Origin of the sequence: Micromonospora sp. NPDC049004, from assembly GCF_040649315.1 — a bacterium.
GTDB lineage: Bacteria > Actinomycetota > Actinomycetes > Mycobacteriales > Micromonosporaceae > Micromonospora.
Genome location: NZ_JBEZFG010000003.1, coordinates 364,299 through 386,739, shown reverse-complemented (window position 1 = coordinate 386,739; position 22,441 = coordinate 364,299). Strand labels below are relative to the sequence as shown.

The following is a 22,441-nucleotide window of genomic DNA, read 5'->3' as shown; positions in this document are numbered from 1 at the left end:
GTGTTCCTTCCCGTCGGATTGGTGCGGCCGGTCAGACCCGCAGCAGGGTGCAGACCCAGTGCATGCCGCTGCCGGTGCTGGTCAGGGCGACCACGTCGCCGTCGGTCAGCTCGCCGCTGTCGAGGTGGCGTTCCAGGCCGATGAGCTGGTCGGCGCAGCCGATGTGGCCGTGGGCGAGGGCCAGCTCGACGTTGGTCCGCTCCAGCGGGACGCCGAGGTCCTTGGCCAGCTCCGCGAACTGCCGGGCGTTGTCGTGGAAGTGCACGAACCGGTGGACGTCGGCAAGCGTCACGCCCGCCCGGGCGCACGCCGTCTCCACCACCTGCCGGTTGCGCTCCCGGATGGTCGCGACGAACCGGAACATCCGGCGTACGTCCCCGGCGAAGAACTCGTTGAGCCGGTCGGCCGGGTCGCCGACGCGAGGGGTGCCGCCGTCCGGGGTGAACGGCTGCGCAGCGCCACCGACGGGCATGCGCATGAAGCCCGCGTACCGGCCGTCGGTGATCGTCTCGGTGGCCAGCCAACGGCACCGGTCGTGGTCGCGCACCAGCACGGCCGCCGCCGCTCCGTCGGAGAAGACGCTCGTGTTCACCTCCATCCGGTTCCAGTACGGCTCGCACACCCGGTTCCCGCCGATCAGCAGCGCCGTCCGGTATTCGGGGTGGGTGGCGAACCGCCCGGCCACGGTGTCGAACGCGGCCACCCCGCCGCCGCACGCCTGGTTGAGCAGCACCGCCTCGGCGCGGTGCGCGCCGAGGCGGGCCTGGGTGTGCGCTGCCGGATCCCAGTAGAGGTATTCGGCCAGGTCGGGGATGGCCAGCACCACCAGGTCCACGTCGGCGGCGCTCACCCCGGCCCGGTCCAGGGCCGTGCCGCCGGCCACCACCGCCAGGTCGGTCACCCCGACGCCGGGGCCGGCCCGGTGGAACGCGCGGTACTCCCAGGACCGCAGGCGGTCCAGATCCTGGGTGTACGCGGCCGCGGCAGCCGCCACGTCGACAGGCTCGCCGAGGACGTGGGCCAGGGCGGCCACTCCGACGCCGACCGGCGGCCCGCTCATCGCCGTACCGCCGTGGCTGTCAGCGGTGTCGATGCCGTCGCCGCCGGCGATCCTGGCGTCGGGTCGTCGGCGGACGTCTGGGCGGCGTGCAGCCGGACCCGGGGGTCGGCGGGCGCGACACCGTCCAGCTCGGACAGGAAGCGTCGGGCGGTGCCGTTGCGGCCCGTGTCGGTGAAGCGGACCAGCACCTCGCCGGCGCCGGCCGCGCCCGCCCGCCGGGTCACCTCCCGCAGCACTGCCGCCTCGACGCCCTTGCCCAGCACCGGGCAGGAGAGGGAGAAGACGTCGACGGTCCAGCGGTCGGCGGTCCGGTCCAGCGCGACGAGGCCCGAGGTGCCGTAGTCGCCGAGCCGGTCGCATACCCGGATCGCCAGCAGGTCGGCGGCCCGCCCGGCCAGCGCGGCGGCCGGCGGGGCGGGCGCCAGCGCGAAGTCGTGCGCCCGGGCGACGACCTCGGCGACCTCGGCGACGCTGTCGGCGGCCACCGGTCGGTAGTCGACGTGGACGTCCAGGCCGGCCACGAAGTCGTCCAGGGACAGCTCGACGGGCGCGACGGAGGGTCGGGACGTGCCGCCGGTCCACAGTCGGATCGGCAGCCGGTCGGTCAGTCCCGCCGCCCGCAGCTCGTCCGACCAGAGCGCGGGATCGGACCCGAGCGGTACGTGTCGCGGCGGCGCCTGCGCGGGGCCGGTGCCCGCCAGCACGAGCTGGGCCGGCGTGACGTCCAGCTCGTCGGCGATCTCGGCGAGCTGGTCGGCCAGGGGCCGCCCGTCGGTGACCCAGCCGTCCAGCACCGCCAACAGGTCCGTGGCGTCGGCGCTCGACCACCAGTCGGCGTCGGTGGCCCGCAGCGCCACGCGTACGCCGGCGGCGCGCAGCTCGCGCAGCGCCGGCAGCAGGTGCGCCGCCCCGGTCAGGCCGTCGCCGTCGAGCACCAGCGCCCGGCAGCCCGCGCCGAACCAGGTGGCCACCAGCGCGGCGACGGTGGCACCGAGCCGCGCGAAGACCTCCTCGGTGTACGGCACCTTCGCGAAGCGGAACAGCGCCGGGTGGTACGCCCGCTCGTCCCCGACGGCGCGGACCGCCTCGTCGGCGTCGACGAGCAGCACCCACGGGTCGCCGGCCAGCCGATCGCGCAGCCGTTGCCGGACGGCGGTGCCGCTGGCGGTCACCCCGTCGGCGTGCATCGCGTCGGCCGGCCCGTACGGGCGGGAGGCGGGGACGGCCGGCAGGACGTACACCAGCAGGGCCCCGTGCCGGCGCGCGGCGGTGACGGCCGCCTCGGCCCCGGCCAGCAGCTCCGCCGCCCACGCGTCGCCGGCCGGACCGGGGTCGCCGGCCTCCTCCAGGCGCTGCGCCACCACCAGCACGTCGGGCCGAGCCTCGGCGAGGAAGCCGTCGGTGGCGAGGCACTGCTGCACGACCTGCTGGAACGGGCCGACGGTGAGCGTGGCGCTCAGAGCGGTGTCGTGCAGGCCCAGGCCCAGGTACGGCACCAGCGGGTCCACCGTGTAGCTGGCCAGCAGCGCGACGCGCAGCGCCGGGGTCGGCCGCTGGCGGGTGAGCGCCTGCCAGCGGGTGCGTCGGGCGAACAGAACGGCGCTCATCGCGTCTCCGTGCCCTTGGCGCGCAGCACGGTGCGCAGCTCGCCGACGCTGCGCACGTCGCGGATCTCCTCGAAGGCGAAGGAGAGCCCGTAGACCTCCTCCAGGGTCACCACCAGTTGCAGGTGCCGCAGGCTGGTCCAGGTGCCGATGGTCTGCGGCCCGGACTCGTCGGTCACCTCGGCCGGGTCGACCTCCAGGACCCCGGCCACCACCTCGGTCAGCGTCACTTCGCCACCACCGCGCGGTCGTCGGTCAGCTCGTCGGTGCCGCTCGGCGACGGCAGCGGGGCCGGCGGGTCGGCCGGCTCGTCGTAGTCGGGCAGGTCGACCTCCATCCGGCGGATGCTCGGCGACGCGAAACCGGCCGCCGCGACGCCGATGCCGAACAGGCCGACGATCACGAAGATCAGGCCCATTCCGGCGCCCGGTCCGCTGCCGACCAGCCACCCGAAGTACGGCACCCCGGGCCCGCCGTCGCGCATCATCGGCTCGAACCAGCGGTCCGCGGCGATACCGGCCAGGGCGGTGCCGCCGGGGTACGCGAGGTCCTCGATGAACTGGCGGGCGGCGAAGACCCGGCCCTGGTGCGACGGCTCGACCTTCTCCTGCCAGACCGACTGGGCGTACCCGTCGATGAAGGGGATGGACAGGTGCAGGAAGAGCAGCGCGACCGACCAGACGATGATGCTGTCCCCGACGCCGTAGACGATCCGCCCGAGGACGCTGAAGACCAGGATGGCGATGAGCATCCGGCGGATCTTGTGGCGGGTGTTGGGCAGCAGGCCCAGCAGGAGCGCGCCGGCCACACCGCCCACCGCGCCGATGGTCTGCACCAGGCCCACCGCGTTGGTGCTGCTGTCGGTGCGGGCCAGGATCTGCGGCACCAGCAGGGCGAAGCCGACCGCGGCGAGCACGTTGATGGCGAACATGATCGCCTCCAGCCCGGTGAACGCCCGACTGGCCAGGATGTAGCGGAAGCCGTAGATCGTGTCGTACCAGAAGCCGCCCTCGTCGGGCTGCGTCGAGCGGGGCAGGGGTGGGAGCTGCACCAGCAGCACCGCGCCGATCGCCACCAGGTAGGACAGCGCGTCGATGAACAGGATGACCTTGATGTCCATCAGGCCGAGCAGCGCGGCGGCGAAGCCGGGGGCGAAGATCACCGGGATGGTCCGGACCGCGAACATCATCGCGTTGGCCCGCGGGTACTGGCCCTTCTCCATCATCACCGTGATGGTCGCCTGGTACGCCGGCAGCTGGAACGCGAGGAACGCGCCGGTGACCAGGTTGACCAGGTACAGGTGCCACACCTCGACCGAACCGGTGAGGAACAGCAGCAGCACGACCGCCGTGGTGATCGCCGAGCCGACGTCACTGAGCACGATGGTCAGTCGTCGTCCCCACCTGTCGACAAGCGCGCCGGCGATCGGGCTGAAGATCACTGTCGCGCCGAACGCGAACGCCATCAGCATGGTCAGGTCGAAGGCCCGGCCGGTGGCGTCCCACACCCAGATGCTCAGGGCGAAGTTCGTCATCCGGGTGCCGAGCGCCGACAGCAGCTGGCCGAACCAGATCGTGGTGAACCCGGCGAACCGGGACGGGCGTCGGAACGCCATGGGGTCTCCTCCTACTGCCGTGGCGGTTGCCCGTGGTTCCCGACCAGGCGCAGAAGGCTGGTCCGGATGCCGTCGAGCAGGTTCTCAGCGGTCTCCGGCCGGAAGGCCGGAGTGGCGTAACTCAGATCGACGCGCAGCGCGGGGCCGGTGAGCGACCCCGTCACGTCGAAGGGGAAGGGCCAGTGCCCGTCGGGGTCCTCGGTCGGCCCGAACGGCGCCGCGCAGACATCGAGGAGCTGGTTGGCCGGGGCGACGTCGTCGAATCCGAAGCCGCCCATGTAGTTGACCGCGACCTGCGGTGGCGGTGTCGCGGCCAACCGGGCGCGTACGTCGTCGTCGGGGCAGAGGTGGCGCAGCAGCGAGTACCCGATGCCGTTGTCCGGGACCCGGCCGAGCTGGCGGATCACCGAGCGGGCCGAGCGCGCCGCGTCGGTGGTGGCGGGCAGCTCCAGCCGCAGCGGATACAGCACCTGGAACCAGCCCGCGGTGCGACTGACGTCGACGTCGTCGAAGAGCGGTTCCCGGCCGTGGCCGGTCGTGGCGACGGTGACCGCGCCACCGGTACGCCCCGCGACGGTGGCCACCACGGCCCACACGAGCAGGTCCCGCACGCTCGCGCGCAGCCGGCGGGCGGCGGCGTGCAGTCCCCGGGTCGCCGCCTCGTCCAGCGTCACGGTGGCCAGGCCCAGGTCACCGAGGCGGAACGGCGCTGCGGCCGGCTCGTCGGCCAGCCGGGCCAGCACACGGTCGTCGGCCTGCGCCAGCCAGAACGGCAGCTGCTCGCGCAGGTGCGGCGAGCCCGCGTACCCGGCCAGTCGCCGCGCCCAGGCCCGGTACGACGTGGTCTTGGCGGGCAACGCCGGCTCGGCGCCGCGTTCGAGCTGGTCGCAGAGCGTCTCCAGGTCGGCCAGGAGCACGCCCCGGGAGACCGCGTCGACGACGAGGTGGTGGTTGACGAGCAGCAGCCGGTCGGGCAGCTCCGGGCCGAGCCGGAAGTGCGCCACCCGGGCCAGCGGGCCGGCCGTGAGGTCCAGGCCGGTCTGCGCCTCGGCGCAGCGGGCCTCGACTGCCGCCTCCCGCTCGTCGGGCGGGAGTCCGGTCAGGTCGTGGCTGACGAAGGGAACGGCGTCGGCGGGGTCGGCGTGGTGCTGACGCCAGCTCCCGTCCGGCTGACGGGTCAGGCGCAGCCGCAGGGCGTCGTGGTGGGCCACCAGCCGACGGACCGCCTCGCGGAGCAGGTCCGCCGGCAGCGGGCGGGCCAGCTGGAGGTAGTAGGGGTGGTTGAACAGGGCGGGTCGGCCCATGGTGGGGGCGACCACGTCGGTGAACCAGCGCTGCGCGCCGGTCAGCGGCGCGTCGCCGTGCACCTCGCCCTGTTCGGCGTCCAGCGCCACAGTCGACTCCCCGAGGCTGGCGGCCAGCTCGGCGACGGTGGGATGCCGGACGAGCTGTCGCGGGGTGACCTGGATGCCGGCCGTCGCGCAGCGGGCGACGAGCTGCATCGCGAGCAGCGAGTCACCGCCGACGGCGAAGAAGTCGTCGTTGATGCCGAGCTGGCTGGTGCGCAGCAGCTCCGACCAGATCGCCACGAGCTGACGTTCCCGGTCGGTGCGCGGCGCGGCGGCGGCCCGGTCGGCCGAGCGCCGGTACCCGTCGGTGACCGCAACGCGCAGCGCCGCCGCGTCGCCCAGCTCGGTGGCCACCTCGGCGAGCAGGCCGGCGGCAATCCGGTCGACAGGCGCGTCGGCGGCCCCGGAGACGTCCGCGTCGAGGGACCAGAGGCCACGCAGCACGTCCACCGGCCCGTTCGCCGGGTCGACGGGCAGCGCCGTGGCGTCCGGTGGCGTGGGCTCGGTGACCGGGTGCAGGACCAGCGTGGCCGCGTCGGTGGGCGGGGTCGGGGCGTACCGGATGATCCCGGCGGTGACCAGCGCGGACAGCTTCGCGCCCTGCGGCATGGTGGTGAGCAGCACCTCGCGCCCGGAGCGGGCCTGGGCCGCGAGCAGCCGGGCCAGCTCCGCCTGCCGGTGCGCCGGCCCGGCCGGTACGACCAGCCGGCGCAGGGCCGGGTGCCGGACCGCCCGCCGCACCACCAGGGTCCCGGTGACCGCCGCCAGCTCCGGCGACCAGGCGTCGCCGGCGAACAGCTCGTGCACCCGGTAGCGTCGCGCCCACGCCTGCACCGCGACGACGTCGACGTCGGGCCGGGCCTCGGCCAGCCGCGCGGTCAGCTCGGTGAAGACCGCGTTCCACGGCGACGTCCGGTACTCCGGCGACGACGGGCACACCACGAGCGTCAGCGCCGCCGCGCTGTGCTGCCGGTGGACGTCAAGTGCCGCCAGCAGCTCGGTGTGGAAGTCGCGCAGCCCGACGATGCCCGCGCCGAGCGGGCCGGGTGTCCGGCGGTCCTCCCAGCGCAGCATCAGCACGTTGTGGTCCCGTCGCCCGGCCGCCAGGCCGGCGGCCGGGTCGCGCAGCAGCCGCAGCAGCGCGCCGGCCGGCAGCTGTTCGAGGGCGTGCGGCAGGCCCAGCAGCCCCGTCCAGAAGCGGACGGTCGCCGCCAGAGCGGGCACCTCGACGGTGCCGCCGACGACCAGCCGGGGCGCGGGCGGCGCGAGGCGGCGCGGCACCGACGCGCGCCGTCCACCGCCGAGCGGGGCGTCCGGCCGACGAACCCCGTCGTCGAGCACCTTCGCGAGGCCGGTCAGCAGCCGGACCATCCGCTCCGGCCCGAACAGGTCGGCCCGGTACGCCAGGTCGGCGTGCAGGTCGTCGCCCTGCCAGGTGAGGCTGAGGAAGAGGTCGAAGTCGACACCGGCGCTCGGCACCTCGACAGGCGTGGCCGCCAGCCCGGCGAACTCCGGCAGCTCGTCGGCGCCGTCGAGGACGTTGAGCACGCACTGGAACAGCGGGTGGTACGCGGCCTGGCGGGGCAGCCGCAGCGCCTCCACGATCGTCGCGAACGGCAGCCCCTGATGCCGGTACGCCTCCCGTGCCGTGCGGTACGCCCGGGTCACGAGCTGCCGGAAGGTGGGCCGGCCGCCCACGTCCATGCGCAGCGGCAGCAGGTCGGCGAAGCAGCCGATCAGCGGGGCGAGTTCGGCGCGTTCCCGGCCGGCGGTGGGGACGCCGAGCACCAGGTCCGGTTGCCCGCTCTCGGTGTGCAGCAGGGCGGTGAAGCCGGCCAGCAGCACGGCGAACGGGGTGACCCCCTCGGCCCGGGCCAGCTCCCGCACCGCCGCGCCGAGCCCGGTGCCCAGCCGCTGGGCCTGGTAGCCGGCGACGTCCGAGCGCTCGTCGGGGCGGGGGTGGTCGGTGGGCAGCTCCAGCAGCGGCGGCGCGTCGGCCAGCCGTTCCCGCCAGTACGCCAGGTGCGGCTCGACGGCGCTCGACGCCAACCAGTCGCGTTGGTGCCGGGCGTAGTCGGCGAACTGCACCGGCAGCGGGGCGAGCGGCCGGTCGACGCCTGTGGTGTGGTGGGCGTACCGGGCGGCGAGGTCGTCGAGCAGGACGCTCCACGAGGTGTTGTCGCAGACGATGTGGTGCATGCCGAGCAGCAGGTGCCAGCGCTGGTCGGGCAGCCGCAGCAGGCGGGCCCGCACCAGCGGGCCGGCGGCCAGGTCGTACCGGTGCGCGGCCAGCTCGGCGGCCGCCCGGCGCAGGGTCCGGGCCTGCTTCGCCGCCGGCAGCCCGGTCAGGTCCAGCGTCTCCAGCCACGGGTCGATGTGCGGGCGTACCACGGGCTCCGGTTCGCCGCCCCGGTCGGCGAAGGTCGTGCGCAGCACCTCGTGCCGGGCCAGCACGTCGTCGAACGCCCGGCGCAGCGACGTCTTGTCGAGGTCGCCGCGCAGCTCGACGGCGGCTGTGGTGTTGTGCCGGACGACGTCGTCGCCGAGCTGGTCCAGGGCCCAGAGCCGCACCTGCGCGGAGGAGGCCACCGCGGGCACACCCGGCGGGGCGGGGGTGAGCGGGGCGAGGGCGGTGGCGTCCGGGTCGGCGTCCAGCACGGCCGCGAGCCCGGCCACTGTCGGGTTGGTGAACAGGGTGTAGAGCGACACCTCGCGGCCGAACTCGGCCTGCACCTGCGACAGCAGACCGGTGGCGAGCAGCGAGTGCCCGCCGAGGTGGAAGAAGTCGCTTGTCACGCCTACCTGCTCGACGCCGAGCGCGGCGGCCCACAGGCCGGCGAGCCGCTCCTCGGTCGGGGTACGCGGCGCGACGATCTCGCCGTCGACCGCCGCCGCAACCGCCGGGGCCGGGCGGCTCCGGTCGGCGATCGCCGCGGCCGTGCTCAACTCCTCGACCAGGTACGCGGCCCGCTCCGCCCCGATCGCCGGGTGCAGCCCGCTCGCCCCGGTGGCCGGCGTCGGCGCGGGTGGGTCGAGCGGCCAGACGTGGGCGAGCATCCGGCGCAGCTCGTCCCACCCGGCGGGCACGGCAAGCGCCAGCACGCCCGGGTGCGCCTCGTGCAGCGCCGCGACCGCCTGTGGGTCGGCGTCGAGCACCACTGTGGTGGCCGGGTCGGCGTCGGCGAGCGCGGCGGCCGTGTACGCCCGTACGTCGTGGCCGGGCAGCGCGCCGGCGAGCCGGTCGAGCGGCAGCCGCTCGGCGTCGACGAGCACGAGGCGGCGCGGCTGGCCGACGAGCCGCCGCAGCTCACGCAGCACGATCGTGCCCAGCGCCGCGAAGTACTCGCCCGTGTACGGCACATGACCCAACTCGTCCGCGCGCTCGTCGCTCACCTCGCTCACCGGGTAGGTGCCGGCGTGGTCGGCGGCCCAGGCCGCGTGGACCCCCGGCGTGCGGGCGGCCAACGCGGCCAGCCGGTCGTCGAGGCGGCCGGACCGCTCGCCGAGCCGGTCGGCGGCGCGCGGCGACGCGGGGCACACCACCAGCAGCAGCGGGGCGTCGGTTCGCCGCCGGTACGCGGCCACCGCCGCGTCGAGGTCGTCCATCGCCGCGTCGAGGGCCGCCTCGGCGGCGGTGTGGTCCTGCCGGCGCAGCCAGTCCTCCCACCGCAGCAGGCAGACAGTGGCGTCGGCCGTCGGCCCGGCCAGCAGGTGGGCCACCAGCTGGCCGTACCCGGCCAGCTCCACCGACGCGGGTACGCGCAGGAAGCGCAGCCAGAAGTTCACCGGATCGCGCAGCGGGTCCACGGTGAAGGTGGCCGCCAGGGCGATGCGGTGGCGGCGCAGCCCGGTCACCTCCGACAGCGGCTCATCCGGCGCGTCCGCCATGGCGCGCAGCAGCTCCGGCAGCCGGCCCACGGTTGCGGCGATCGTCTCGTCGAGGTACAGGTCGGCGTTGAAGTCGACAGCGCCGTCGATCCGGTCTCCGTGCGCGGTCAGGCTGACGAACAGGTCGAAGTCGGTGAGGCCGCTCTCGGCGGGCACCGGCCGGAAGGTGACCCCGCCGGCCTGCCGCTGCTCCACACCGCCGTCGGTCATTGTCGCCAGCACCTGGAACAGCGGGTTCACGCTCGGATCGCGGACCGGCCGGACCTCCTCCACCACCCGCGCGTACGGGGCCTCCTGATGGGCGTACGCCTCGCTGACCGTGCGGTGCACCCGGCGGACGAGGTCGCGCACGCTCGGGTCGCCACCGGTGTCCACCCGCAGCACCAGCATCGTGGCGAAGCAGCCGATCAGCGGCTCCAGGTCGGTGCTCGCCCGGCCGGCGGCGGGCATCCCGAGCAACAGGTCGTCCTGGCCGGTGGCCTGGCGCAGCAGGGCGGTCAGCCCGGCGAGGACCACTGCGTTGACTGTCGCGCCGGCGCTGCGGGCCAGCCCCGCGAGGGCGGCCGTCACCTCGGCGTCGACGGTGAACGGCAGGCTCCGGCCACGGTGGGTCTGCACCGGCGGCCGGGGGCGGTCCGGTGGCAGCGTCGAGCGGGACGGCGCCGAGGCGAGCCGTTCCCGCCAGTGCGCCAGGTGACCGGCCAGCTCCCGCTCCGCCTCCGGCCGGCGGCGGGCGGCGACGTGCGCGACGAACCGGGTGGGCAGCGCGGGCAGCCCGGCCGGCACGTCGGCGGCGAACTCGCCGTACCAGCGCACCAGCTCCTCGACGAACACGCCTGCCGACCAGGCGTCGAAGACGATGTGGTGCGCGGTCACCAGCAGCAGGTGTTCGTCGGCGGCGAGGGCGAGCAGCCGGACGGCGAGCAGCAGCCCGCTGGTGAGGTCGAAGGTGACTGCCGCGTGCGCGGCGACCTCCCGATCGATCGCGGCCTGCCGCTCCGACTCCGGCAGCGCCGTCAGGTCGACTACCGCAAGCGGCACCTCCAGGGCGTCCGACACCCGCTGGGTGACGACGCCGTCGACGGACGCGAACACGATCCGCAGCGCGTCGTGCCGGGCCACGACCGCGTCGATCGCCCGGTGCAGCGCCGGGACGTCCAGGGGACCGGTGATCCGCTCGGCGAAGGGCACGTTGTAGACAGGCGTGCCCGGCTCCAGCCGGTCCAGGAACCAGAGCTGCTCCTGGGTGAAGGAGAGCGGGTAGCTGGCCGGTCCGCTGCCCGATCGGGGCGACGGCACGGCGGTGTCGGGGCGGCTGGCGGGGGCCTTGCCGGCACGGCTCCGGCGCAGCCGCAGGGCCAGCAGCTCCCGCTGCTCGGGGGTGAGGTCGGCGAGGTCCGGGTGCAGGTCCTGGGTCATCGGGTGGCCCCTTCGACGTACGCGCGGTCGGCGGCCGGCCCGCCGCCGAGCAGGCGGGACAGCGGGGGAGGGGTGTCGTGCAGGTAGAGGTGGCCCCCGGGCACGACGGTCAGCGAGAAACCGGAGTCGGTGCAGGCCGCCCAGCCGGCCACCTCGTCCGGGTCGACCAGGGGATCGTCGGCCGCCGCCACCGCGTCCACGGGCAGCGGCAGCGGCGGCACGGTCGCCGGCCGGTACGACGCGACGACTGTCAGGTCGGCCCGCACGGTGGGCAGGATCAGCTCCAGCAGGCCCGGGTCGGTGAGCACCTCGTCGGGGATCCCGCCCAGGTCGCGCAGCCACCGGGTCAGCGCCGCGTCGTCGAGGCGGTGCGCCGCGCCCAGCGGTGCCGCGGTGCGCGGCGGACGGGCCGCCGAGACCACCAGACGCTGGGGTACGTGGTCTCCCCGCGCGACCAGGCGGGCGGTCACCTCGTACCCGATCAGGCCGCCCATGCTGTGCCCGAAGATCGCGAACGGCACCGGCACCCGCTCGACGATCGCCGCGACCAGCGGGGGCGCCAGCTCGTCCATGGTGCTCAGTGGCGGGTCGGCCAGCCGGCGCTCACGGCCGGGCAGCTGCGCGGCCCACACCTCCACGTCGTCGCCCAGCAGGGTGGCCCACGGCCGGTACGCGGCAGCGCCGGCACCGGCGTACGGCAGGCACACCAGCCGCAGTCGGGCGGCCGGGCGCGGCGCGACGCAGCTCAACCAGGCTGCGGCGCCGGCCGTTCGGGCGGCGGTCGCCGGCAGGGATACGGGTGGTGTCGCCATGCCCGCACACGCTAGGAACGGGCCGTGACAGCGGTCTTAGCGTCGGCTGAGGGTTCGTCGCGGTGTCCGCTGGGCGCGGCCGATGCCGGGCGGCACCTCGGCGACACGCTGGTGGCCGTGAAAGCCCGTGTGACGACGGTTTCGCTTGCCCCGTAACGGCTTCGTCATCACTGCCGTCGAGCCGGGCCACCGCCCATGGTTGTGCACGTCGTGGGTCAGCGGGTCAGGTCGGCGTAGACGACGATCTGCCAGGCGAGCACGGCCGTGGCGGCGACCTCGATGCCGGACACGGCGACGAAGGCGAAGCTCAGGGGCCCATTCGCCCAGAAGACGATCAGGGCGGCAACTGGCGGAGCGACGAAGGTACCCAGGTCGACGGCGAGTTGTAGGTACTTCCGGGAGATGCGGCGGGCGTCGGAGCGGTGGGCCGTCTCCCAGCCGAATACGGGCTGACTGTCCGACGTCAGCGCCATCAGGCGGGGACCAAGGTCCGTGCGGACGTAGCGACCAATGGCCGAGATCTTCTCATCGTTGATCAGATAGGTCCATCCGAGGACGGCGCTGGCCACGGGCAGCAGGAGCAACAGATTGGCGTGGTCCTTGACGGAGAGAACGGCCGCGACCACCGCCGCCATCGATCCGAGAGTGGCATAGATCAGGTTGTCGCGGAATCCGATTCGCGTGCGTTGCTCGTGCTTCAGCTGCTCGTACTCGGTGAGCAGTAGCCCGCCGGTGGTGATTTCGCCGCCCATGCACGTCCTTCCCGCGCGACCGATGATGCGTCCCATGATGCCCGAAGCAGCCAAACGAACGGTCAGCACGTGCATAGACGATCTTGAACATGGCCCTCGGCCGACCGGAGATCGTCGGCAGAATCCGACAGTCGCCCCCCAGTCACTACCTGGCGTCATGGTTGCCTTTTGGTCTGCTTCGTGGCCCGAGTGTCGGTCTCCGCATCGGTCGTCCGTCCATTGTCGGGTTTCGACACCGCGGTAACGTGCTGTCGCACCTTCACAGGCCGTGTTCGCGCTGCTAGGTTTCTGCTCGGGATTCACCCGCTGGTCATGTTGACGCATGGGTGTGTCGCCCAATCGGACAAGGACGGGCTCAGGATCACTCCGTCCGCGACTTGACTTGGGGTATCGATGACGGGGCGGCAGGCGTCGATATCGGCAACGGTGTACCAGCCGACGAAGGGCGATCAGCTGGCGCTGCACGTCGCCAAGTTGTTCGTGGGCCTGGCGACCAGTTCGCTGAGCCGCAGTTTGCAGGACGCCCTGGACCGCAGGTCGGCGGCGAAGAGGTTGGCCGCCGAAGACGGCTATCTGGTCCCCATCCCAGGCGACGGCGCAATTGAGTCGCTGCGGCGTTCGTGGGCCAAGGCAGCCGAATACTGGCGAAGCGAGCCGAGGGCGTTGCTGGACCTGACGGAATGCTCTTTCTCCGATGTTGCCGGGCCGGTCTACCTCATCTCGAAAATCGTCGAACGGCACCGTCTCGGGCTGGTTACCAGAGTTCGACTCCCCGAGCAGCCAGAGATGATCGACTTTCTCCGGGAAATCAACTTCCTGGATGCCGTGACGGTCGCTTCCGAGACGTCGCTGTCCCAATTGCTGACCACCGAGAGCCTGTACCGACTGACCCGCGTCGACTCCTACCTCAAGCGCGCGCCGGGGAACAGCAGGCGCCCGACTCTTCCCTTCAACATCTTTCCGCTCAAGGTCCTCCAACTGGGGTCGAACACCCGGCACGCGCCGGCGGTACGGTACGCGGCGGATTGGCTGTCGAAGCACGTGGTGGCCGCGCTCGACCGGGATCTGGCCGGCCCTGGCGCCCAGGTGGCCCGGTTGGTGATCCTGGAAACCCTCATCCGCGCGTCGATCGGTCACGACAAGCAGACCGCGGTTGTCGCCGCGCATTATGGACTGCATCGAGACGATCGTGCCTACCTCCAGATCGCCTTCTGGTGGGACGGGGCTGGTGAGCGATCCACCAGGGTGGCGACGACTGACTTGCTTGAACTGGTGTTCGACGAGCCGGAGAACGTGCTGGCAGCCTTGCCGCACACGCCCATGGCTGTTCAGGATGCCTGGCAACTGCCGAGCAGCCCCACCGTCCTCGCCAGCGCGGTGGTTGACATCTTCGGCGGCCAACTCGACACCTACGGCGCCGATGCGCATCTCGCCCTGGCCCGCGACCAGCGCGATGGCACCGATGTCCCAGCCCCGACTCCGACCCTCACCTACGATCGGTCGAACGGCGGGGCAGTGCTCGGTGATCTCGTTGTCGTGACCCTCCCGCTCAACGACTAGTCCGGCGCCTGTCCGATGCTGGAACAGTCCCCACAGATGTCACAGACCACGTTCGATCTCGTTCGCTTCGGGTTGGGGCCGGGCGAGGAACCGGACGACCGGCAGCGCGCCTTCTACGCGGACGTTGCCCGGATCGTCGCCGGCCGCACGCTGCGCTACGCGGAATCGGCAGCTGCCTTCCACACCGTCGCCACGGACAAGGCGCTCGTCGAAACCGGTTCGGTCTACCAGCCGCTCTTTCAGGCGTTGATGGAGCTTCCTGACCGGGCCGACCTCGGAATCCTCGATCTGTCGGTGAGCACCCAGACAGTCAACAGCGAGCTGTTTCTCCGTCCTGAGGCGTTGCTGCATCTCGCCTCGGCGGTGAGCGCCGCATGCGACACCGAGCAGTGGGCCGATCGAACCCTGGTTATCCTGCTGCCCACCGAACAGGCGGAAGACATCAAACTTCGTGAACGCTTGCAGACGCGGTTGACCTCCGGTCAGATCCATCTCCTCTCCGACGGCGGCACCTCGTCCTGGTCGGACGACGATGTCGACGACTATCGGAGCGCGTTGAATCGTCTGCGGACCGCGCCGATCGATCTGTTGGAACGAAAGCTGATCACTCGGCTCGGCTGGTTCAGCCCGCATGGCCGTCAGGGTGAGCGGAAGGTGTTGCGCCATTACTTCGACGCCAGCCGGGCACAGGACGAACTCGGCCATCTGCTGGACGACGCGCTCGGCTCTGACTCCGCCGAGCGGCCTGACCTGGTCGTCTATCACGAGTCCGTGTCGAACTGGCTTGCCAATCCACTGAAGGGATCCTGCATATCCGCCGGCTCACTGCCGGTCCGGTCCTTCTCCGAGGCGATCGTCAAGGCGCCAGAGGATCCCCACCCTCGATCGGTGCTGCTCGTCGTCGCCGTCGTCAACACAGGGGTGTCACTCGCGGAACGGGTCGCCACCATTACCGCTGCGCTGCGTCCCACCCGGTTGCGGATCCTGGCCGTCCTCTGTGTCGGTGGAGCGCAGCCACGGTTCGGACGCCGTCGGATCGAGGGCGACGACGGCACGGAGTACGACGTCGAATACTTCTTGTCGGTCGAACAACGCACCGAGTTGGAGGCCGAGTGCCGCCTGGCAGTGGTGGGAGAGACCAGGCGGTACGAGGAGCGGACCAACACGCTGACCACCGCGGAGTTCTGGGACCTCGTACGAATGTGCGGCGTGAAGCCCGAGGATGACGTGCCGACTCCCCGCCGGGGCGCCTACCCCGTGGTCCCTGACGTCCCTCGGATCCTTGAAAAGTATGGGAATTGGCTGGCCGACAAGCTATGGATGTTTGTGCGTCGGTCGACGAGCACGGTGGGGCAGGACATCCTGTTGGTCTGCCCCGAACGCGAACAGGGATCCCGCAAGCTGTCCAACAGCTTGTCCCTGCGGTCGGGCGCCCAAGTGGTGAGGATCCCCCGCGAGGCGATCGAGAAGGTGGTTGACGGCACCGCCCCGGAGCGGGTCTTCGATGACGCCGCCCCCTGGTGCCAGGAACTGGACTCCGTCGCCACCAAGGAGGTGGTCCTCATCGACGAGTTCGTCGGTGCCGGCGACACGATCGACGCCATGGAGCGCATCGCCCTCGCGAAGGGCTTGAACGTGAAGGCCGTCTGCACACTGCTCGACTTTGCGCCCGAGGCCGCAGGACAGCGACACTCGCTCTACGGCTGGCGGCCGCCAGCCCCCCGGAAGGACGTGCCCACGCAGCGCGCGGACTCCGATGCGGAAGCGGTGCGCAGGCCGTGACCCGACAGCCGACGGAGAACGACGTTCTGACGTTGCTCGCGCTGCTGCGGTCAGAGGCGTCTGATGACGTGGCTTCGATCATGTTCGATGATCTTGTTTGGTCCGTCAGCCGCCTCGACGAGAGATTTCGCTCCAAGGTCCTTGTCCATGCTGCGGCGATCATGGGCTCGCGGTGGCTTGATGCCGAGCGCGCCAAGGACATCTTCGATCAGCTCGACAGATGGCAGGTGTCGCGTAGCGTCGACTTTGCGCTCGTTACGGTGAAGGAGCGGGAGTTCGACGCAGCGAAGGTGGCGCTGGGCGTCGACCTCCGACGCGAACCTGACTATTCAGCGCGAGGCGCGTACTTCTTCGACGTCGAAGTGGCGCGTGAGGGTCAGCCACCGCTGAAGGGGATCATCACCAAGTGCGGGACGGCCGGTAACAGTCGGATGGCCGCCTTCCTGCACACCGTGTTCTCCACGTACGAGGTCAGGCTGTGCTGCCTCGTCGGCATGGCAGCCGGTCACAGTGGGCAGGTCAGACTGGGCGACGTCGTGTTCGGCGACAAGATCATCGACACCGGGCGCGGAATATCGACGACCCGCGGGTACGAGCCCGACCCGGCGTCGCTGGACCCGGACCTCAGGATCGCCCGCGAGATGACGTCGTTCCGGCCGGAGCGGCTCGGCTGGCACGACCTGATCGCCAAGGAGGTCGCGGCGGCAACCGCCGACCTGGACGATCTGCAGGTTCCTGAGCTCTTCGACCCGGCGACCTACCGTCCAAGGCTCATACTGAAGACGATCCAGGCCAAGGACGAGTTGGTGGAGGACGGCAAAGTCGGACGGCGGGCGCGGTGGTTCGGCCCGGAGCGCCGCACCGGCGCATTGGAGATGGAGGGCGCCGGATTTGCGGTCACCTGCGACGAGCAGGCCGTTCCCTGGATGGTCATGCGGGGGATCGCCGACTTCGGTGAGCCCGACCGGGTGAAGGATTGGCAGTTCGTCAGCACGGTGGCGGCGACTACCGCGGTGAAGCTCTGGTTGAAATCCTGCCGGTTCATGCAGGATCGGCGGAACTAGCGTCGGCTGAGTTCCGTGCGGTGTCCGCCGCGCGACCGCGCCGGCTCATTCCTCGGTGACGACCGCCACGATGGCGAAATGCGGCCGATGGATGCCACCATCCCGGCGCTCGAGGCGTTCGACCTCGGTGAAGCCGGCGCGCGCCAGCCGCTCGGAGATCTCGTCGACGGGCCACCGGTAGGCGGTCAGGACCTTGTGGTCGAAGGCGTCGACCTCGTCGCCGGCGAAGAGGCCCAGCACCAATCGTCCGGACGGGGCCAGGGCGCGGCGGAACGTGGCGAGCACGCCGTCGAGGCGCTCCGGCGGCAGGTGGATCAGCGAGTACCAGGCCAGGATGCCGGCGACTGAGTGGTCGGCGACGTCGAGGTCGTCCAGCGACCCGAGGCGGTAGCTGCCGCCGGGGTGGGTCGCCCGCGCGTGGGCGATGAACTCGGGGACCACGTCGACGCCCGTGGCGTCGACGCCCAGCGAACGAAGGTGGTCGGTGAGGTGACCCGGGCCGCAGCCCAGGTCGAGCACCGGACCGGGTCGGCCCCCCAGGTGCCGGCCGATGAGGGCGAGGTCGTCGGGGTCCACCTTCTCCCGCGTGCCGAACAGTTCGATGTAAAGATCCGCGACCGCGGCGTACGCCTGCTGTACCTGTTCCGTGCCCACCGCCCGACTATAGGAGCTCCGCCCTCCGGGCGACCGACCGCACGCAACCGCCCGTCCAGAAGATCGTTAGTGCCCGGGGGTGGCCGGGATGGCGCACGGGTGGACGGGACGGCTGCTGCGCGATCCGGTGGCCTCGCCCCGGGCGGCGTTTCTCGAACTCTTCTACGACCTGGTCTTCGTCTTCGCCCTCACCCGGGTCGCGCAACGGCTCATCACCGAGCTGAACGCCAGCGAGCCGGAGCGCGACGTGCGGGCGGGGGCCGCCGAGGCGCTGTTCTTCTTCCTGCTGCTCTGGTTGATCTGGATGTTGGCGGCCTGGGTCACCAGCCTCTACGATCCGGCGCTGGCGTTCGTCCAGGCGCTGGTCATCGTGGTCATGTTCGGCGCGCTGGTGCTGGCCATCGGGATGCCGTACGCGTTCGGCGGCCGAGCCGTGGTGTTCGCGGTCACCTACGTCACCATCCAGCTCGGCCGGCCGCTCGCGCTCACGCTGGCGTTGCGCCACCATCCACGACGGTTGGTGACGACCCGCATCACGATCTGGACGGCAGTCGCCGCGGTGCCCTGGCTCATCGGCGCCGCCGTGAGCGAGCACTCCCGTCCCGCGGTCTGGGCCGGTGCCCTGGCCATCGAGTACGTGGGGTTCGCCACCGGCTGGCCGATACCCCGGCTCGGCGCCTCCCGGGTGAACCAGTGGGTGATCAACGGGGTCCACCTGGTGGAGCGCTACCAGCAGGTGTTCCTGATCGCGCTCGGCGAGGCGATCCTGGTGATCGGCCTGGCCTCCAGCGCGGACCGGTTGACCCCCGCGAAGGTCGCCGCGTTCGTCATCGCGTTCGCCGTCACGGTGCTGTTCTGGCGGATCTACTTCCACCGCGCCGGACACCTGCTCCCCGCCGCGATCCGCGACTCGACGTCCCCGGCGCGACTCGGCGAGCGGGCGACCTACATCCACCTGGTGACGGTGGCCAGTGTGCTGGTCACCGCCGTCGGATTCGAGCTGGTCATCGCCCACCCCACCGACGAGGGCGGGTTGCCGCCGGCGGTCATCATGCTCGGCGGTCCGGCGTTGTTCCTCCTCGCGCAGGGCTGGGCGGAGTACGAGGTCCGCGGGCGGCGCTCCGTCCACCGGCTGGGCGGGGCGCTGGTGCTGATGGCGGCTGTCCCGGTCGGCGCCCGGCTGCCGGGCCTGGCGGTCCTGGTCCTGGCCGCCGTGGTGCTCGGCCTCGTCGGCGGGGCCGACCTGGGCCGTCCCGGTCGAGGTGGCTGATCCGCAGGTCGCCCGCCGGCTGGTACGCCTCGGCATCGGCACCCTGTGTGCCCCGCGGCAGCGATCCCGCCGCCACCGGCTTTCGCCGGTCCCGGGCGGGTTGCTGGTGCCTGAAACTTTCGGCGCGGTGAGGTCGGGACGCTCCCCGGCCGGCGGGCGGTCCTGCTGGCAGCGAGGTTGTTGACGGATGACGTGGCAGTTAGTAGCCTCAGCGCACGAAATAGTGGCATGCAAATGTCTCGATAGATTTCGGAGACGGGAACCGACGACCTCGCCTACGACGCGGCCAGAGTTGACCCCGTCGGTGCGGCCGCCCGTCAGCCGCTGCCTCCCGTGCCCGCAGCCGGCACGCCCATCGCTCCGATCCACCGCGGTCACCCGACCACCGCCCCGCACGATCACCGTATGGAGGGCCGTTGAAACGCGTCCGGACCACCGCCGCAGCCATCGTCGCCACAGCCGCCCTCCTCCTGGCCGGCTGTCAGGGATCGGATGGCACATCCAGCTCGGCCGACACGAAGACGTTCGACTTCTGGTCGTTCGCCAACATCAACCAGAAGGCCGACGTCGACGTCTACACCAAGGCGCACCCGGATGTGCGCGTCAAGCTCACCGAGGTGGGCACCACTACCGAGACCGCCCAGGCGCTCACCGCCGCGCTGGCCGGCGGCAAGGTGCCCGACCTGGTGCTGATCCAGGCCGACGACCTGCCGAAGTTCATGCAGTCGCCGGACAACTTCGTCGACCTCACCACGCTGGGCGCGGGCGACATCAAGGGCAACTACCTCGACTGGGTGATGGCGCAGTCGACCACCAAGGACAACAAGATCGTCGGTGTGCCGACCGACGTCGGTGGCCTGGCGGTCGCCTACCGCACCGACCTGTTCAAGGCGGCCGGGCTGCCCACCGACCGGGAGGCGGTCGCCAAGCTCTGGCCGACGTGGGACGACTTCATCAACGTCGGCAAGACCTACGTCCAGAAGACCGGCAAGCCGTTCGTGGACAACACGCCGACGAGCGTCTTCTTCCAGGCGGTCAACCAGGGCAGCCAGCGCTACTACAGCGCCGACCGCAAGCTGGACTACGACAACGACCAGGTCAAGGCGGCGTTCGACGTGACGCTGAGGGCCTTCACCGCGGGCATCTCCGCCAAGCAGGAATCGTTCTCGTCCGGCTGGACCGCCGCCATGAAGAAGGGCGACTACGCGGTGGTGTGCTCGCCGTCCTGGATGCTCAGCCAGATGAAGACGAACGCCCCGGAGACCAACGGCAAGTGGGACATCGCCACCATCCCCGGCGGCTCGGGCAACTGGGGTGGCAGCTTCCTCGCCATCCCCAAGCGCGCCAAGAACGCGAAGGCGGCGTGGAACTACATCTCCGAGATGCAGTCACCCAAGGGCCAGCTGGCGCACTTCGTGTCGCAGGGATCGCTGCCCACCACGCCGTCGGTCTACACGGACCCGCAGCTGGTCGGCAAGACCGACCCGTTCTTCAACAACGCGCCGATCGGCAAGATCTACACCCAGTCGGTGGTCGGGATCAAGCCCTTCTACTTCGGCCCGAAGGACGGCCCCATCGGCACCGAACTGCTCAACACCCTCACCAGCGTCGAGCAGGGCAAGGTGGACCCGGCCAACGCCTGGAACACCGCCCTGACCAATGTCAAGAACGCCGTGCGCGAATGACGGACGGTTGATGTGCGGCAGCCGGGTCCGGCCCGGCTGCCGCGCGTCGGGAAGGTGACGCCTTGACCACCATGCTCAGCCCGGCCGCCGCCGCACCGGACCTCCCACGGCCCAGCCGCAACCGGCAGATCCGGCAGAGCGTACGGGAGCGGCTGGCTCCGTACGCGTACATCTCGCCCTTCTTCATCCTGTTCCTGATCTTCGGCCTCTTCCCGTTGCTGTTCACCTTCTACATCTCCCTGTTCGACTGGGATCCGATCGGTGAACACCGCTTCGTGGGGCTGGACAACTTTTCCGACCTCGTGCACGACCCGCGCTTCTGGGGCGCGCTGCGCAACACGTTCAGCATCTGGGTGCTGTCGACGGTGCCGCAGTTGCTCCTGGCCCTGGGCCTGGCGCACATGTTGAACCACGCGCGGCTGCGGCTGGCCACGGTGTTCCGGATGTCGGTGCTCGTTCCCTACGTCACCTCGGTGGCGGCCACCACTATCGTGTTCGCCCAGATGTTCGACCGGGACTACGGCATGATCAACTGGATCCTCGGCCTGCTGGGCTTCGAGCACATCGATTTCACCGCCTCGCTGTGGGGCAGCCACGTCATGATCGCCACGATGATCGCCTGGCGCTGGACCGGCTACAACACGCTGCTGTACCTCGCCTCGTTGCAGGCGGTCCCCCGAGAACTGTTCGAGGCCGCCGCGGCGGACGGTGCGAACGGCTGGAAGCAGTTCCTGCACATCACCATCCCGTCGCTGCGGCCGATCATCGCCTTCACCGTCGTCACGTCGACCATCGGCGGCCTGCAGGTCTTCACCGAGCCTCTGCTTGCCAACCCGGTCGGTGGGCTCACCTGCGGGGCGGCGCGGCAGTGCCAGACCGTCACCCTCTACCTCTACGAACAGTCGTTCGGGCAGTTCCACTTCGGCTACGGCGCGGCCGTCGGTGTCGCGCTCTTCCTCATCGTGGTGGCCTTCGCCGGCCTCAACTACCTGCTGGCCACCCGCATCCGCTCGGAGCGTCCGTGAAGCCCGGAACCTCGACCGCCGCACCCAAGCGGGCCCGGCGGCGTCACGCCAACCGCGTCCCGACGACGGTCTACCTCCTGCTCACCCTCACGAGCCTGGTCAGCGTCTTTCCGCTCTACTGGATGTTCGTGGTGGCCACGACGGACTCCGCCACCGCCACGACCCTCCCGCCGCACCTCACGCCCGGCGGCAACTTCCTGCACCTGGCGAAGCTGGTCTTCACCATCGTGCCGTTCGTACAGTCCCTGCTCAACAGCCTCATCGTGGCCAGCACCATCGCCGTGGGGCAGGCGGTGCTCTGCGCGTTGGCCGGCTTCGCCTTCGCCAAGCTGTCCTTCCCCGGCCGCAACACGCTGTTCCTCATCGTCGTGCTGACCATGACGGTGCCGGCTCAACTGGCTGTCGTGCCGCAATATCTGATCATCTCCCGCCTCAACTGGGTGGACAGCCTCCAGGCGGTGATCGTTCCTGGGCTGGTCAGCGCGTTCGGCATCTTCTGGATGCGCCAGCACATCGGCAACACCATCGACGACGAGTTGATGAACGCTGCTCGGGTGGACGGAGCGACCACCTGGCAGATCTTCTGGCGGGTGGCGTTCCCGCTGGTGCGGCCGGCGGCGTTCGTGCTGGGGCTGTTCACGTTCGTCTACGCCTGGAACGACTTCCTCTGGCCGTTCATCGTGCTGAAGTCGCCGGAGAACTACACCGCCCAGATCGCCATCAAGGCACTGCAGCAGAACCGGGACATCGATCTGGGCCTGGCCATGTCCGGCTCGTTCCTGGCCACCATTCCGCTGCTGGTGCTCTTCGTCTTCGTCGGGCGCAAGCTGGTGCAGGGAATCATGGAAGGCGCGTTCAAGGGCTGAGGTGCCCGGCCCACCACCTCCTGACCACAGCGACCG

General features: G+C 71.2%; 15 protein-coding genes. 7 read left to right on the top strand and 8 right to left on the bottom strand.

What is annotated here, in order from left to right; translation table 11 throughout:
* Positions 1-31: 31 nt before the first annotated feature.
* The 7 genes from AB0B97_RS11130 to AB0B97_RS11100 form a co-directional block, all read right to left on the bottom strand.
* Entirely contained in the window at positions 32-1,060 is a 1,029-nt protein-coding gene (locus tag AB0B97_RS11130; RefSeq protein ID WP_357492673.1) for a 3-oxoacyl-[acyl-carrier-protein] synthase III C-terminal domain-containing protein, read from the bottom strand.
* On the bottom strand, positions 1,057-2,667 hold the full coding sequence (locus AB0B97_RS11125) for a hypothetical protein (protein ID WP_357492671.1): 1,611 nt from the start codon (positions 2,665-2,667) through the stop codon (positions 1,057-1,059). Before AB0B97_RS11125 ends, AB0B97_RS11130 begins: the two co-directional genes overlap by 4 nt.
* On the bottom strand, positions 2,664-2,894 hold the full coding sequence (locus AB0B97_RS11120) for an acyl carrier protein (protein WP_234591281.1): 231 nt from the start codon (positions 2,892-2,894) through the stop codon (positions 2,664-2,666). The genes AB0B97_RS11125 and AB0B97_RS11120 overlap by 4 nt, the downstream gene beginning before the upstream one ends.
* Positions 2,891-4,279: an MFS transporter gene (locus AB0B97_RS11115; RefSeq protein ID WP_357492669.1), complete on the bottom strand. Its 1,389-nt coding sequence runs from the start codon at positions 4,277-4,279 to the stop codon at positions 2,891-2,893. Before AB0B97_RS11115 ends, AB0B97_RS11120 begins: the two co-directional genes overlap by 4 nt.
* 11 nt (positions 4,280-4,290) lie before the next feature.
* A complete protein-coding gene (locus tag AB0B97_RS11110; RefSeq protein WP_357492667.1) occupies positions 4,291-10,935 on the bottom strand; it encodes a condensation domain-containing protein in 6,645 nt (2,214 codons plus the stop codon).
* Positions 10,932-11,747 (bottom strand): alpha/beta fold hydrolase, encoded by an 816-nt coding sequence (locus AB0B97_RS11105; RefSeq protein ID WP_357492665.1) that lies wholly within the window; start codon positions 11,745-11,747, stop codon positions 10,932-10,934. The genes AB0B97_RS11110 and AB0B97_RS11105 overlap by 4 nt, the downstream gene beginning before the upstream one ends.
* 215 nt (positions 11,748-11,962) lie before the next feature.
* Positions 11,963-12,574 (bottom strand): hypothetical protein, encoded by a 612-nt coding sequence (locus tag AB0B97_RS11100; protein WP_234582703.1) that lies wholly within the window; start codon positions 12,572-12,574, stop codon positions 11,963-11,965.
* Positions 12,575-12,892: 318 nt separating this feature from the next.
* On the opposite strand from AB0B97_RS11100, the gene AB0B97_RS11095 reads away from it, so the two are divergent.
* From AB0B97_RS11095 to AB0B97_RS11085, 3 genes are read left to right on the top strand one after another with little or no spacing between them, the layout of a single operon-like run.
* Positions 12,893-14,059, top strand: coding sequence for a hypothetical protein (locus AB0B97_RS11095; RefSeq protein ID WP_357492663.1), 1,167 nt, complete (start codon positions 12,893-12,895; stop codon positions 14,057-14,059).
* 36 nt (positions 14,060-14,095) lie between these two features.
* Positions 14,096-15,841 (top strand): hypothetical protein, encoded by a 1,746-nt coding sequence (locus AB0B97_RS11090; RefSeq protein ID WP_357492661.1) that lies wholly within the window; start codon positions 14,096-14,098, stop codon positions 15,839-15,841.
* Positions 15,838-16,905: a hypothetical protein gene (locus AB0B97_RS11085; protein ID WP_357492659.1), complete on the top strand. Its 1,068-nt coding sequence runs from the start codon at positions 15,838-15,840 to the stop codon at positions 16,903-16,905. Before AB0B97_RS11090 ends, AB0B97_RS11085 begins: the two co-directional genes overlap by 4 nt.
* A 45-nt stretch (positions 16,906-16,950) precedes the next feature.
* Here the strand turns inward: AB0B97_RS11085 and AB0B97_RS11080 are convergent, their stop codons facing one another.
* Positions 16,951-17,559 (bottom strand): methyltransferase domain-containing protein, encoded by a 609-nt coding sequence (locus tag AB0B97_RS11080; RefSeq protein ID WP_357492657.1) that lies wholly within the window; start codon positions 17,557-17,559, stop codon positions 16,951-16,953.
* An 88-nt stretch (positions 17,560-17,647) separates the two neighbouring features.
* Here AB0B97_RS11080 and AB0B97_RS11075 point away from each other — a divergent pair, with 88 nt between their 5' ends.
* From AB0B97_RS11075 to AB0B97_RS11060, 4 genes are all read left to right on the top strand, one after another.
* Entirely contained in the window at positions 17,648-18,829 is a 1,182-nt protein-coding gene (locus AB0B97_RS11075; RefSeq protein WP_357492655.1) for a low temperature requirement protein A, read from the top strand.
* Positions 18,830-19,245: 416 nt separating this feature from the next.
* Positions 19,246-20,514 carry an ABC transporter substrate-binding protein gene (locus AB0B97_RS11070; protein ID WP_357492653.1) on the top strand — a complete coding sequence of 423 codons (1,269 nt, stop codon included), beginning with the start codon at positions 19,246-19,248 and terminating at the stop codon, positions 20,512-20,514.
* Positions 20,515-20,585: 71 nt separating this feature from the next.
* Complete coding sequence (locus AB0B97_RS11065; RefSeq protein ID WP_357493424.1) at positions 20,586-21,539, top strand: sugar ABC transporter permease; 954 nt, start codon at positions 20,586-20,588, stop codon at positions 21,537-21,539.
* Complete coding sequence (locus AB0B97_RS11060) at positions 21,536-22,405, top strand: carbohydrate ABC transporter permease (protein ID WP_234582710.1); 870 nt, start codon at positions 21,536-21,538, stop codon at positions 22,403-22,405. The genes AB0B97_RS11065 and AB0B97_RS11060 overlap by 4 nt, the downstream gene beginning before the upstream one ends.
* The last annotated feature ends 36 nt before the right edge of the window (positions 22,406-22,441 follow it).